At 62.1% G+C, this 13,570-nt stretch carries 13 protein-coding genes; 9 read left to right on the forward strand and 4 right to left on the reverse strand.

What is annotated here, in order from left to right; translation table 11 throughout:
• Window positions 1-3: 3 nt before the first annotated feature.
• The 5 genes from AC1M7R_RS14740 (at window position 4) to gntB (ending at window position 5,819) form a co-directional block, all read left to right on the forward strand.
• Window positions 4-1,065, forward strand: coding sequence for a threonine aldolase family protein (locus AC1M7R_RS14740; RefSeq protein ID WP_490609706.1), 1,062 nt, complete (start codon window positions 4-6; stop codon window positions 1,063-1,065).
• Window positions 1,062-2,366: a hypothetical protein gene (locus AC1M7R_RS14745; RefSeq protein WP_072388693.1), complete on the forward strand. Its 1,305-nt coding sequence runs from the start codon at window positions 1,062-1,064 to the stop codon at window positions 2,364-2,366. Before AC1M7R_RS14740 ends, AC1M7R_RS14745 begins: the two co-directional genes overlap by 4 nt.
• A complete protein-coding gene (locus AC1M7R_RS14750) occupies window positions 2,363-3,571 on the forward strand; it encodes an MFS transporter (protein ID WP_490609707.1) in 1,209 nt (402 codons plus the stop codon). The genes AC1M7R_RS14745 and AC1M7R_RS14750 overlap by 4 nt, the downstream gene beginning before the upstream one ends.
• A 3-nt stretch (window positions 3,572-3,574) precedes the next feature.
• Window positions 3,575-4,690, forward strand: coding sequence for an aminotransferase class V-fold PLP-dependent enzyme (locus tag AC1M7R_RS14755; RefSeq protein WP_072459575.1), 1,116 nt, complete (start codon window positions 3,575-3,577; stop codon window positions 4,688-4,690).
• 142 nt (window positions 4,691-4,832) lie between these two features.
• The gene (gntB, locus tag AC1M7R_RS14760; RefSeq protein ID WP_072459574.1) at window positions 4,833-5,819 is read left to right on the forward strand and encodes a guanitoxin biosynthesis L-arginine gamma (S) hydroxylase; all 987 of its coding nucleotides are present in this window, start codon (window positions 4,833-4,835) and stop codon (window positions 5,817-5,819) included.
• A 66-nt stretch (window positions 5,820-5,885) separates the two neighbouring features.
• Here the strand turns inward: gntB and AC1M7R_RS14765 are convergent, their stop codons facing one another.
• Both AC1M7R_RS14765 and AC1M7R_RS14770 read right to left on the reverse strand, forming a co-directional pair.
• Window positions 5,886-6,230, reverse strand: coding sequence for a cupin domain-containing protein (locus tag AC1M7R_RS14765; RefSeq protein ID WP_053152030.1), 345 nt, complete (start codon window positions 6,228-6,230; stop codon window positions 5,886-5,888).
• A 99-nt stretch (window positions 6,231-6,329) separates the two neighbouring features.
• Entirely contained in the window at window positions 6,330-7,214 is an 885-nt protein-coding gene (locus tag AC1M7R_RS14770; protein WP_072459573.1) for a LysR family transcriptional regulator, read from the reverse strand.
• A 218-nt stretch (window positions 7,215-7,432) separates the two neighbouring features.
• On the opposite strand from AC1M7R_RS14770, the gene AC1M7R_RS14775 reads away from it, so the two are divergent.
• Window positions 7,433-8,197: a sulfite exporter TauE/SafE family protein gene (locus AC1M7R_RS14775; protein WP_072388683.1), complete on the forward strand. Its 765-nt coding sequence runs from the start codon at window positions 7,433-7,435 to the stop codon at window positions 8,195-8,197.
• Here the strand turns inward: AC1M7R_RS14775 and AC1M7R_RS14780 are convergent.
• On the reverse strand, window positions 8,187-8,501 hold the full coding sequence (locus AC1M7R_RS14780) for a putative quinol monooxygenase (RefSeq protein ID WP_072388681.1): 315 nt from the start codon (window positions 8,499-8,501) through the stop codon (window positions 8,187-8,189). The two genes, AC1M7R_RS14775 and AC1M7R_RS14780, sit on opposite strands and share 11 nt — an antisense overlap.
• A 197-nt stretch (window positions 8,502-8,698) precedes the next feature.
• Between AC1M7R_RS14780 and mdaB the strand changes: the two genes are divergently transcribed.
• The gene (gene mdaB, locus AC1M7R_RS14785) at window positions 8,699-9,289 is read left to right on the forward strand and encodes an NADPH:quinone oxidoreductase MdaB (protein WP_072388679.1); all 591 of its coding nucleotides are present in this window, start codon (window positions 8,699-8,701) and stop codon (window positions 9,287-9,289) included.
• Between the two features lie 86 nt (window positions 9,290-9,375).
• Complete coding sequence (locus AC1M7R_RS14790; RefSeq protein ID WP_490609708.1) at window positions 9,376-10,278, forward strand: LysR substrate-binding domain-containing protein; 903 nt, start codon at window positions 9,376-9,378, stop codon at window positions 10,276-10,278.
• A gap of 88 nt (window positions 10,279-10,366) precedes the next feature.
• Here AC1M7R_RS14790 and AC1M7R_RS14795 read toward each other — a convergent pair whose 3' ends face one another.
• Window positions 10,367-11,812: a SulP family inorganic anion transporter gene (locus AC1M7R_RS14795; protein WP_072388675.1), complete on the reverse strand. Its 1,446-nt coding sequence runs from the start codon at window positions 11,810-11,812 to the stop codon at window positions 10,367-10,369.
• A 370-nt stretch (window positions 11,813-12,182) separates the two neighbouring features.
• Between AC1M7R_RS14795 and AC1M7R_RS14800 the strand changes: the two genes are divergently transcribed.
• A complete protein-coding gene (locus AC1M7R_RS14800; protein ID WP_490609709.1) occupies window positions 12,183-13,532 on the forward strand; it encodes a GntT/GntP/DsdX family permease in 1,350 nt (449 codons plus the stop codon).
• Window positions 13,533-13,570: the final 38 nt, after the last annotated feature.

Here is a 13,570-nt window from a genome sequence, read left to right on the forward strand (position 1 = left end):
CTCATGTTTATCGATCTCAGAAGCGATACGGTCACCAAGCCAACGGAAGGCATGCGCAAGGCGATCTATCAGGCGGAAGTGGGGGACGATTGCTTCGGCGAAGACCCGACCGTACGAGCCCTGGAAGAATACTGCGCCCAGTACTTCCAGAAGGAGGCGGCGCTTTTCACCTCTGGCGGTACGTTGAGCAACCAGTTGGCGGTCAAGGCCATGACGAATCCGGGCGATGAGATCTTCCTGGATGCGTCCTACCACATCAATTTCTATGAATCTGCCTCGACATCGGCTTTTTCCGGGGTCAACTTCTCGCTATCGACCCACGACAGCGGGCTGTTCGATGTCAGCGACCTGGAAAGGCTCTACGCTTCCAAATGCCGCTGGAGCCAGAACTATGCCTTGCCCCGGGTGGTGGTCATCGAGAACACGCTGGGGTGCAAAGGCGGCGCGATCTTTCCCCTGCAACAGATGAACGACGTCTTCGCCTACGCCCAGGGCATCGGGGCCTATCGTTACCTCGATGGAGCGCGGATTCTCCATGCCTCCATCGCCTCCGGCATCGACGTGACGTCCTATACCGATAACGCCGACCTCCTGTCCATGTGCCTGTCCAAGGGCCTGGGAGCGCCGATCGGTTCGATCATGGTGGGCTCGCTGGAACTGATACAGCGGGCCAAAAAGTACCGCAAATGGTTCGGGGGGGACCTGCACCAGGCCGGCATGATGGCCGCCGCCGGACTCTACGCGATGCACAACCACGTCGAACGCCTGGCCGAAGACCACGAGCACGCGGCGTTGCTGTATCGACTGCTCGACGGCATCGATCAAGCGCCGGCCCGCTACAAGGGCACCAATATGGTGACCCTGGACATTTCCGCCCTGGGGATCGCCCCGGTGCAGTTCGCCGGCTATCTGCGCCAGCAGGGCGTTGGCGGGCTGCCCTACAACGCCAGGGAGATGCGCTTCATGCCGCATATCAACATCACCCGTGAAGATATCCACAAGGCGGCCGGCATTATCAAGGATGCCGTGCGAGCCCTGAGCCAGGCCCGGGAGACGGTCAAGTGATCTACAAGAAGAATGTCGTGCTGATCGTCGATGCCTATTCGATCGGCAGCCTGATCGCGCCTGCTTTCATTTCCCGGGGGCTGGAGTGCGTACACCTGCGTTCCACCGCCAACGTCAACGAGTTCTACAAGCCCTGGTTCCGTCCCGCCGATTTCATCAAGGACATTCTCTACCGCTCGGATGCCGAGCTGCGCCAGGCCCTGTCCGGATATTCGGTGCAGTTCGTGCTGGCCGGTTGTGAGTTCGGTGTCGAACTGGCCGCTCACCTGGCGGCGCTGTTCGAAGTCGAGCGTCGGAACGACCCGAGCCATGCCATTCGCTGGCGCGACAAGTTCGAAATGCATGAGGCCCTGCAAAGGGCGGGGGTGCGTTCGATCAAGCATTTCAAATCGGGGTCGCTGGCGGCGATCCAGGACTGGATCAAGGAGCAGAAAATCCTGCCCGTGGTCTTGAAGCCGATCAAGAGCGCCGGCTCGGACAACATCCATATCTGCACGCGGGAAAGCGAAGTCGAGCGAGCGTTCGAGATCATCAAGTCGAGCCGCAACCTCTTTCTCGAAGACAACGATGAAATCCTGGTCCAGCAATACCTGGACAATTGCGACTTCAAGTCCGAGCTGTCGGCGAGCAAGTCCAGCGATGTGGATATCGAGTATTGCGTCAATACCGTGAGCGTCGACGGCCAGCACTATGTCAGCGAAATCATCCGCGTCTTTCGCACCCGGATCGGCGACTCGCCGGTGCATGACTACAACCAGCTGATGTGTCCGGTGGACAACGCCGATGTCTACAGTCGGCTGTCGCGGTACATCTTTTCCGTGCTCGATGCGCTGGGCATCCGCCAGGGCGTCGGTCACAGCGAGCTGATGATCGTCGACGACGAACCGGTGTTGCTGGAAACGGCCGCACGCATGCCGGGCGGTATCGACCTGTCGGCCTACACCCGGGCCCTGGGGCATAACCAGTTGAGCCTGTGGATCGATTCGTTGGTCAATCCCGAGGCCTTCTTCGATTACCGTCAGCGGCCGCGCAAAAGGCTCTATTTCCACTCCAGTTGCGTGTTCCTGATCGCCCGACAGTCCGGGCTCATCAAGCGGGCGCCGGAGCTGGCGCGGTGGAAGGCGATTGCCGGGGTGCACAGCATCAAGATCCAGGACGAAGGTGAGCTCAAGGAAACCGTCTCCCTGGAAAACTGCCCTGGCCATGTCTTCATTCTCGGCAAGGATCGCGCCGCCATTCAGCACAGCATCGAACTGCTGCGCGAAGACGAGCCCGGCGTGTACAGGGACATGCTGGCATGAAGGACCTGTCGGGAGAGCTGACCGTGTCGGGGGAAGCCAGGGTCTACACCAGGCCGGTGGTGTTGTTGCTGTCGGCAACATTTGTCCTGACCATTGCCCGGGCCATGGCCTTGCCGTACCTGGTGGTCTATTTCTCCCAGGCGTTCGGCCTGGGCGTGACCGACATCGGCCTGGTGGTGGGCGGCGCGTTGATCGTCAGTTCCGTTCTGGGAGTGTATGGCGGCTTCCTGGTGGACAGGTTTTCCAACGACCGGATCCTGCTGGCCGCCGCGAGCCTGTTTGCCCTGGCCTTTGCCGTGGCATTCCAGGTCGGCAGCCTGGTGCCGTTCATCATTGCCATTGTGGTGGTGAACCTGTCCTATGCGGTGGTGGATATCGCGGTGAAATCGGGGATTGGTTTCCTGGTGACGCCGGACAAGCGCGGCGGCGTGTTTTCCATGAAATACACCCTGACCAACGTCGGCTACGCCATCGGTCCGTTCCTGGGCGTGCTGTTCGCCAAGATCAGTCCCGGCATGCCCTTCGCGGTCTCGGCGATCATCGGCGCGGGGTTCGTGGCGTTCTACAGCAGCCTGGGTGCGCGGCTGCCGCGGGCAGGACAGACGGAGCGCATGAACCAGCCGTTCGCCCGCGTGCTGGTCCATCTGGTGCGCAATTACCGGCTGGTCTGCTTCACCATCGGAGGTGTCCTCAGTGCCATCGTGTTCGGACAGTTCACGGCTTATCTGTCGCAATACCTGATCGTCACCAGCACCCCCGAGAACACCTACCGGATCATCAATTACCTGGTGACCACCAACGCTTGCGTGGTGATTGGCTTGCAATACCTGATCGGCTCCAGGATCCACCAGAAGAACCTGTTCCGCATGCTGATGCTGGGCATGGCGTTTTTCATCGCGGGGCTCATGGGGTTCGCTCATGCACAGGCCTGGATGGCCTGGGTGGTCGCGATGATCGTTTTCACCGTGGGTGAAATCATCATCATCCCGGCCGAGTACCTGTTCATCGATTACATCGCGCCGGAGGACATGCGAGGCGTTTACTACGGCGCGCAGAACCTCTCCAACCTGGGCGCGGCCCTGGGGCCTGTGCTGTGCGGATTCGTGCTGTCGCTGTATGCGCCCCAGGCGATGTTCCATGTGTTGTCGCTGTGCGTGGTCGCGGCCAGTGTTTTCTATTTCCTGGGTTCAAGGCGAAAGGGGTAATGGATGATCCATTTCAACACTGCGGGGTCGGGCATCATGTCCCCAGAGACATTGAGTCTGATGCAGGCCTACTTGCAGGAGGAAGTCGAGGCGGGCGCCTATGAGACCGAGCTGAATCATTCGCCTGTCCTGGACGTCGAGGTCTACGAAAACATCGCCCGCCTGCTGGGGGCTTCTGCACGCAACATCGCGCTGTTCGACGGCGCGACGAAGGCCTGGGTGACCGCGCTGGAGGCGCTGACCTGGTCCGAAGGCGATCGCGTTCTGGTCACGCCCTATGAATACGCGGGCAATCTGATCGCACTGTCTACGCTGCAGCGCCTGCATGGCGTGGTGGTCGACGTGATGCCGTTGCTGTCCGATGGCAACCTGGACCTGCACTGGCTGGCCCGGCACATGAGTGCGCAGGTCAAGCTGGTCTCGGTGGTCCATGTGCCTTCCTGCTGCGGCATCGTGAACGACATCGCGGCGGTGGGAAACCTGCTGCGGGATTTTCCTTGCCTGTACTTCGTCGACGCCTGCCAGTCGGCGGGAATGCTGGCGCTGGATGTGCAGGCCATCGGTTGTGACGTGCTGACCGCCGCTGGCCGGAAATTCCTCTGCGGACCACGGGGCACGGGCTTTGCCTTTCTTTCCGAGCGTTTCCTGGCTACCGCGCGGCCTCGTTTCACCGATCTGGGACGGGCCAGCGTGGATGTGCATGGCACGGTCCATCGGACGCTCCAGGATGCGCGCGGCTTTGAATACGCCGAACGCAACAATGCCGCCGTGGTGGGGCTGAACCAAGCGATCAAGGAGCGTCTGTCGAAGGCCTACGGCACGGAATCCGAACGCTATCGCAACCTGTTCGAGCGGCTGGCGACGATGCCCGGCATCAACCTGATTGCCCCAGGCACGCAGCACCAGGGCATCATCGCCTTCACCCATGCCCGCTGCCCGGCCACGGAGCTGGTCGCCTACCTGCGCTCGCGCGGCGTCAACGGCTGGCCTGGGTATGCGTCGCATACGCCGTACTTCATGTTGAAGCAGGGGCATGAGCGTTTCGTACGCTTGTCCGTCAACGCCAGTAACAGCGTCCGGGACATCGATGAAGTCATCGCATTACTGTCGCAACTTTGAATGACCGGAGGGCATGAAACGCAAGAAACCATGGCAGTGGACTGCCTGGTAAGTACCGCACTGATTGTTTGGAAGAATGATTGAGGGCCGTGCAGGCGGGCGTCGCCTGTATTGATCACGTTGAGTACGAAAGGGAATTCCGATGAACGAGGTAAACAGGTTCAATCCTGCTGCTGAACTGAGGCAGCGCTTGCGTCCGCTGTACAGGAAAGACAACTGGCACTGGCTGGTTGCCCTGGGTGCGGACCTCATGGTCATTGTTTCGGCTGTATTGCTGGGCCATCGCTACAATGTCCTGTATCCCCTGGCGCTGCTGTTCATCGGCTCGCGGCAGCGGGCCCTGGCTTCGCTTCTGCACGAGGCGGCGCACATGACCATGGCCCGGAACAAAGTGATCAACAAGTGGGTCGGCGAGTACCTGCTGGCTTATCCGATCTTCCAGAACTACGAAGCGTACCGTCGCTCCCATGTGCAGATGCACCATCATCACCTGGGTGACCAGGACAAGGATCCCGATCACCGGTTCTATATCGAATCCGGCTTGTACGAGGCTCGGGATCGCCTGGACTTCCTGTCCCGTCACCTGTTCAGGAGCGTAACGCTGGTCAACACCTACAAGTATTTCCTCTACCTGGTGAAGAATCGCGCCGGGGACATCCTGGCGAGCCCGTGGCAGGGCGTGAAGCTGCTGGCGGTTCATGGCGCCATCCTGCTGCTGTTCAGCCATTTCATCGGCCCGTGGGGCTATGTCCTGTTCTGGCTGGTTCCGTACTTCACGGTGTTCCAGGTCATCGGCTGGTTCTCAGAGATTTCCGAGCACTTCGGCATGTTCGGCGTGTACAAGGATGAGGTGCAGCTGACGCGCAATCGTTTCCCCACCTGGATCGAGCGGTTGTTCATCGGCATGCATGGCGACAACTATCACCTGACCCATCATCTGTTTGCCGGCGTTCCTTTCTGGAACCTGCCGCACGCGCATCGGATATTGATGGAAGACGAAAGCTACGCTGCAGCCAATCGCGGCTGTGGTGGCATCTTTACGGCCAGGGGGGAGGCCCGGTCCAGTATCCATCAGATACTCGAGGCCTATCGCAGCGGGAAGATCGCGACCATCCAGGTCACGGGATAGGGGGCGTCCTGTTGCGCTGTGCTCAGGGGCGAGGACAGCGCAACGCGCGGATCTGTCGGAGCGGTATCAGGCGAAGACGAAGTACTTGCGCACCGTTTCGACCACTTCCCAGGTGCCTTTCATGCCCGGCTCCACCACGAAGATATCGCCGGCCTTCAAATGGATGGGGGCGTGTCCGTCCGGGGTGATGATGCAGTAGCCTTCCTGGAAGTGGCAGTATTCCCACTTCACATAGTCCACACGCCATTTGCCCGGCGTGCAGATCCAGGTCCCCATGATCTTGCTGCCGTCTTCGCTGGTGTAGGCGTTGAGGTTGACGGTGTGCGGGTCGCCTTCGAGCTTTTCCCACTTGCAAGCGTCGAGGACGGGCAGCGGGTGGGTATCGCGCAGGACAGTGATAGGTGCGGTCATAGGGACTCCGGGCAGTGGACGGTAAGCTCAAGAGCACCCTATAGGCCCGGGCGTGGGGTCAGTTGTCTGTACTCGACATCCGGCTACCCAGAAACGCAATCAATCGCCGGCCAGGTGCAGGGCCAGCGCCCTGGCGTAGGCCGGCAATGCCTGGAAGTCGCGCGCGGCCAGCAGCAAGGCCCGTTGCGCCCAGGCTTCCTGCAGTGGCAGGCATCGGTAAGAGGGCGCGGGCGTGCGGCGCTCGATGGCGGCCCTCGGCACGATGGCAATGCCTGCGCCGTGGGCCACCATGCGAATCACCCCGTCGAAGCTGTCGGCACGGATACGGATCTGCATGCGCAGCCCGCTGTGCAAGGCCTGTTCCTCGAGGTAAACCGCCAGGGCGCTGGAAGCGTTCAGGCCGACGTAATCATGGGCCAGGGTCTGGCTGAAACTCACCACGCGACCGTCCGCCAAGGGATGCCCGGAAGGCAGGATCAAGGTCAGTGGATCGTGTCGAAAGGGACGGGTCTGCAAGCCATCGGTGTCGACTGCGTCGGAGACGATGCCCAGGTCCGCCGCGCCCTGGCGCAACGCGTGGGTGATCCGCGTACTGGGCAGTTCCTGCAGGTCGATGTCCAGATTGGGGTGGCCCTTGAGGAACGTCGCCAGCAATTCGGGCAGGTATTCGCTCATGGCGCTGGTGTTGCACAACAGCCGCACGCGGCCTTTGACCCCCTTGGCGTATTCAGCCAGGTCTTGCTGCAAGTGCTCCGCATGCTGCAACAACACCCTGGCATGTTGCGCCAAGGCCTTGCCTGCCGGGGTCGGTGTGACGCCCCGCCGCCCGCGTTCGAACAGGGCGATCCCCAGGGAGGCCTCCAGGGCGCGGACCCGGGCACTGGCCGCCGCCAGGGACAGATGGCTGCGGCTGGCACCGGCGGTGATGTTGCCGGTGTCGAGAATGTTGAGGTAGAGGCGCAGGTCGGTGAAGTCGAAATGCATGGGCGTTGATTCTCTGCCGGGTTCGGCGGTGGCCGATGGGACACCTTCGCGGGCAGGATGCGCGCGCCTCATGTGAGGGGCATCCACTTTTTCTCTGTGGAAGCGAGCCTGCTCGCGAAAATGCCAGATGCGTGAACTTCTCTGCCTCTTGTCCTGCAAGAGGCTGCCTCAGTATATGGCAGATTTCCAAATCGGCGTGCGCAGGCCAGGATAGCGCCATGGACACTCTCATCGTTTTCTATCAGAACCTGGGCCTGGCGCTGTCGTTGCTGGTCATCGCCACCTTCCTGCTGGCCGGCACCGTCAAGGGCGTGATCGGCCTCGGCCTGCCGACCCTTTCCATGGGCCTGCTCGGGTTGGCTATGGCACCGGTGCAGGCTGCGACGTTGCTGATCATTCCGGCCACGCTGACCAATATCTGGCAACTGGCGTCCGGCGGCCATCTGCTCGCCTTGATCGGGCGTTTATGGCCGCTACTGCTGGCGATTTCTCTCGGCACCGGCCTCGGGTCCTTATGGATCGGAATGTCGGGCGGGCCCTGGGTGGTCCGGGCCTTGGGCGGGGCGTTGCTGCTGTATGCGTTGAGCGGGCTGATGCTGCCGACACTGCGGGTGGCGCCGCGGATCGAGCCGTGGCTTGGCCCGCTCTGTGGATTGCTGACCGGTGTCATCACCTGCGCCACCGGAGTGTTCGTGATTCCGGCGGTGCCTTACCTGCAAGCCCTGGGCTTGAGCAAGGATGAGCTGGTGCAGGCGCTGGGGCTGTCCTTTACCGTTTCGACGCTCGCACTGGCCGCCGGCCTGCTATGGCGCGGCGCCCTGGGTGGCGGTGAGTTGAGCGCTTCGGTGCTGGCGCTGGCCCCGGCGCTGTTGGGCATGTGGCTGGGCCAGGCCTTGCGTCGGCGGATCAGCGCCGTGCTGTTCCGGCGGGTGTTTTTCGTCGGCCTGGGCGCGCTGGGCGTCCACTTGCTGGTCAGCGGCTAGCCGAGGACGGGCTGAGCATGTCGACCCGGCGGATCTCGAAGTCGCGCTCAAGGTAATCCATACGGTGCTCGAAAAACGCCTTCATGTGCGGCAGGTTCGAGTGCACGTCGAGGTGGGCCTGGGATTCCCAGATCTCATAGAAGATAAACAGCGTCGGATCTTCCCGATCCCGCAGCATGTGGTATTCGATGCAGCCGGGCTCGGCGCGGCTTGGTTCGACATAGGCCCGGAACAGCGCTTCGAAGGCTTCGGCTTTTTCCGGGCGAGTCTTAGCGTGAAGAATGAAACCGTGCAATTGGCTCATGGAAGGCTCCTGGAGGGTCAGTGCCCAGGATTTTAAGGCAACAATCGCTCGCGGATTCGTGCTTGTAAGTCAAATGAGTTTTGCCGCTGCGGTGCTTATTCCGCGCGAGGCTCATCGGTACTCTGCCGCCATCGTTTTTCAACTCTCCATCCGGCGACTTCCAATCAGTACGCCGTGGAACCCGATGAGGTGACTCCATGAAAAAAGTTCTGCTGCTCAATGGCGGTAAACAGTTCGCGCATTCCGACGGTCGCTACAACGCGACGCTCCACGAGACAGCGCTCAGCGTGCTGGACCGTGGCGGCCTGGATGTAAAGACCACGTTCATCGATGGCGGCTACGACATCAAGGAGGAAGTTGCCAAATTCCTCTGGGCCGACGTGATCATCTACCAGATGCCGGGCTGGTGGATGGGGGCACCGTGGACCGTCAAGAAGTACGTCGACGAAGTCTTCACCCAAGGCCATGGCAGCCTCTACGCCAATGACGGCCGTACTCGCTCCGATGCTTCCCAGAAATACGGCAGCGGTGGCCTGCTGCACGGCAAGCAGTACATGTTGTCGCTGACCTGGAACGCGCCGCAGCAGGCCTTCGACGACCCGACCGACTTCTTCGAAGCCAAGGGTGTGGACGCGGTGTACTTCCCTTTCCACAAGGCCAACCAGTTCCTGGGCATGACCGGCCTGCCGACCTTCCTGTGCGTGGACGTGATGAAACGCCCGAACATCGAAGCCGATATGGCGCGTTATGAGCAGCACCTGAGCGAAGTGTTCGGCCTGAAGGCCTGACCTTGCCCTGGTCCGGTGTCCCGTTGCTATCCTGTGGCGAGGGATCGATGTCCTCGCCATGAACCGACCAGCCGACAGGGGCCTATGTGAAAGCCAGATCCGATGAGTTGCAGGTGTTCATCTGCGTGATCGAATGCGGGTCGATTTCCGCCGCCGCCGAGCAGGTCGGGCAGACGCCCTCGGCGGTCAGCCGCACCTTGTCGCGCCTGGAGGCCAAGCTCGACACCACCCTGATCAACCGCACCACGCGCCGCATGGACCTGACGGAGGAGGGCAAGTATTTCTTCGAGCAGGCCAAGGGCATCCTCGACCAGATGGAGGCGCTGGAGGAGCGATTGTCGTCCCGCCAGAAAAAACCGGCCGGACGGCTGCGCATCAACGCCGCTTCACCGTTCATGCTCCACGCCATCGTCCCGCACATCGAGGAGTTTCGCGGCCTCTACCCGGACATCCAGCTGGAGCTCAACAGCAACGACCTGATCATCGATCTGCTGGAGCAGAGCACGGACATCGCCATCCGCATCGGCACCCTCACCGATTCGACCCTGCATGCCCGGCCCCTGGGTTGCAGCCCGCTGCACATTCTCGCCAGTCCTGGTTATCTGGAGCGGCATGGCACGCCGGCCAGCGTTGCCGAACTGGCGGAACACGCGCTGTTGGGCTTCGCCCAGAACGATGGCCTCAATCAATGGCCCCTGCGCCATCTCCATGGTGATCGCTGGCCGACCCAGGCGAGCATCAGCGCCTCCAGCGGCGAGACGGTGCGCCACCTGGCGCTGCAAGGGCAGGGCATCGCGTGCCTGTCAGACTTCATGACCCGGGAAGATATCCAGGCCGGTCGATTGAAAGTCCTGCTGGCGCAGGCCAACAGCGGATACCGCCAGCCCATCAACGCGGTGTACTACCGCAACTCCCAGCTGGCGCTGCGGATCCAGTGTTTCCTGGATTTCATCCAGGGCAAGCTCGCCGACTACGCCTCGCGGCCTTAGCCTGGCACCGTTGCTGCCCGCGATCGCGGCGTATCAGTCCACACGGCGTTGAATGCAGGGTCGCGCCCTTGGCGGGTTTGCCAGCGCCTCAGTCGTGGTGCACGCCCGCGCGCTTGAGCATCTGTTTGCAACGCTCGGACAAATGGAACACCCGCAAATGCTTGCCGGCCTTGGCGTAGCGCTCGCGCAGGGTTTTCAGCGCGGCGATGGCCGAGTAGTCGACGAAGCTCAAGTGGCGGCAGTCCAGCGTCACCTGGGCCGGATCGTTGGCCGGGTCGAACTGATTGAGGAACGGTGTCGTCGAAGCGAAGAACAACGTGCCATGCAGGCGATAGAGCTTGCTGCCGTCCGCCTCCAGATACGTGTCGGCGTACAGCTCGCGGGCCTGTTGCCAGGCGAAATTGAGCGCCGCGATGATGATGCCGCACAACACCGCGACGGCCAGGTCGGTGAAGACCGTAATGACCGTCACCGCGACGATCACCAGCACATCGTTCTTCGGCACCTTGTTGATCACCCGCAGCGAAGCCCAGGCGAAGGTCTGTTGCGCCACCACGAACATCACCCCCACCAGTGCGGCCAGGGGAATGCGCTCGATCAACGGCGACAGGAACAACACGAACAGCAGCACCATCACCCCGGCCACCACCCCGGACAAGCGGCCGCGACCGCCAGAGCTGAGGTTGATCACCGTCTGGCCGATCATGGCGCAACCGCCCATGCCGCCAAACAGGCCGGACGCGATATTCGCCGCGCCCAGCGCCACGCATTCGCGGTCCGGATAGCCGCGGCTTTCGGTGATTTCATCGGTCAGGTTCAGGGTCAGCAGGGTTTCCAGCAGGCCGACCATCGCCATGATCACCGCATAGGGCAGCACGATCTGCAGGGTTTCCAGGTTCCAGGCAATGTCCGGCCACGCAAGGACCGGCAGCCCGCCGGCGATGTGCGCCATGTCACCCAGCGTTCGGGTGGGCAGGCCCAGCAGGTAGACCGCCAGCCCCACACCCAGGATCGCCACCAGGGCCGGCGGCACGCTGCGGGTCAGGCGTGGCAGCAGGTAGACGATCGCCATGGTCAGCGTCACCAGGCCGATCATCCAGTACAGCGGGGCGCCGCTGAGCCAGGTTTCGCCGCGCTTGAAATGCTCCAACTGGGCCAGGGCGATGACGATTGCCAGGCCGTTGACGAAACCGAGCATCACCGGATGAGGCACCATGCGCACCAGCTTGCCCAGCCGCAACAGCCCGAACGCCATCATGATCAAGCCGCCCAGCAGCACCGTGGCCAGCAGGTACTGAACGCCGTGCTGGACCACCAGTGCGACGATCACCACCGCCATCGACCCCGCCGCCCCCGACACCATGCCCGGCCGCCCCCCGAACAGCGCGGTCAGCGTGCAGAGAATGAACGCGCCATACAGCCCCATCAGCGGGTTGAGATGAGCCACCAGGGCGAAGGCGATGCATTCGGGAAGCAGAGCGAAAGAAGTGGTGAGGCCGGCGAGGATGTCGGCGCGAAGACGTGCTGGTTTCATGGATTACCTGAGTGGGCGCCGGTCGAGCGTCGGCTACCGGGCGTGATGCAAAACAGTAGAAGCGGAACGCGCAGCGTCCCTGGCGGCATTCCACGCGCGAGCGTGGGAGCGATCGACCGATGCGGATGGTACGGAATTGAGTGCGGGGCGGCCAGCCGTGTGTGGCGAGGGGATGAATCCCCTCGCCACACACGAATGGTTCTGCATGAAAGTCCGGCGCGGGATTTTCATGAGGACTGCGTTGCGATGTCCGTCAGCGACGTTTCTTGTCTGTGCACGAAAATTACTTTCAGTGAGTTTGAAAACTCCTCGTTGAAATGATTTATGAGTTTCACAACACATCGACGTGACCCCATTCGAGGAGTAGCGCATGGCACCTGCTTTCGGTCATTGGCTGTTGGTCTACGCCGCCATCGCCATCATTGCATTGATCGTTCTGATCGCCCGTTATCGTCTGAACCCGTTCATCGTGATTACCCTGGTGTCCATCGGCCTGGCGCTATTGGCCGGCATGCCGCCGACAGCGGTAGTGGGGGCCTACGAGGCGGGTGTCGGCAAGACACTGGGACATATCGCGCTGGTGGTGGCCCTGGGCACCATGCTCGGCAAGATGATGGCCGAGTCCGGTGGCGCGGAGCGTATGGCGCAGACGCTGATCGAGCGGTTCGGAGAGCGCAACGCCCACTGGGCGATGGTCTGCATCGCCTTCCTGGTGGGATTGCCGCTGTTTTTCGAAGTGGGGTTCGTGTTGCTGGTGCCCATTGCCTTCACCGTGGCCCGTCGTGCCGGCGTGTCGATCCTGATGGTGGGCCTGCCGATGGTGGCCGGGCTCTCGGTGGTGCATGCCCTGGTCCCGCCCCATCCGGCGGCGATGCTGGCGGTGCAGGCGTTCCAGGCTTCGGTAGGGCAGACGTTGCTGTATGCGATCCTGATCGGCATTCCCACGGCCATCATCGCCGGGCCGGTCTATGCCCGCTTTATCGTGCCACGCATTTCGTTGCCCGCCGACAACCCGCTGCAACGGCAGTTTCTCGAACGTGAGCCGCGCGCCAACCTGCCGGGGTTCGGCATCACCCTGGGAACCATCCTGCTGCCGGTCATCCTGATGCTGATCGGTGGCTGGGCCAACCTGATCTCCACACCTGGCAGTGGCTTCAACCAGTTCCTGCAGTTCATCGGCAACTCGGTGATCGCCCTGTTGCTGGCCACGGTACTGAGTTTCTGGACACTCGGCCTGGCCCAGGGCTTCAACCGTGAGTCGATCCTGAAGTTCACCAATGAGTGCCTGGCACCGACCGCCAGCATCACCTTGCTAGTGGGCGCCGGTGGCGGTTTGAACCGGATCCTGGTGGATGCCGGGGTCACTCAACAGATTGTCGGGCTGGCCCAGGCGTTCCAGTTGTCGCCGCTGGTGATGGGCTGGCTGTTCGCCGCGTTGATGCGCGTCGCCACCGGTTCGGCCACGGTGGCGATGACCACCGCCTCGGGCATCGTCGCACCCGTGGCGATCGGGCTGGGTTATCCCCATCCCGAGCTGCTGGTGCTGGCCACCGGGGCCGGGTCGGTGATCTTTTCCCACGTCAACGACGGTGGCTTCTGGCTGATCAAGGAATACTTCAATATGACCGTCACCCAGACCTTCAAGACCTGGACGGTGCTCGAAACGCTCATCTCCCTGGTCGCGTTCGGCCTGACACTGGGTCTTGCGCGCCTGCTCTGATCGCCGCGCATTGCGAGGCCGTTTTCAACGCAGCATGA

It is taken from the genome of Pseudomonas sp. MS01C9 (genome assembly GCF_058202755.1).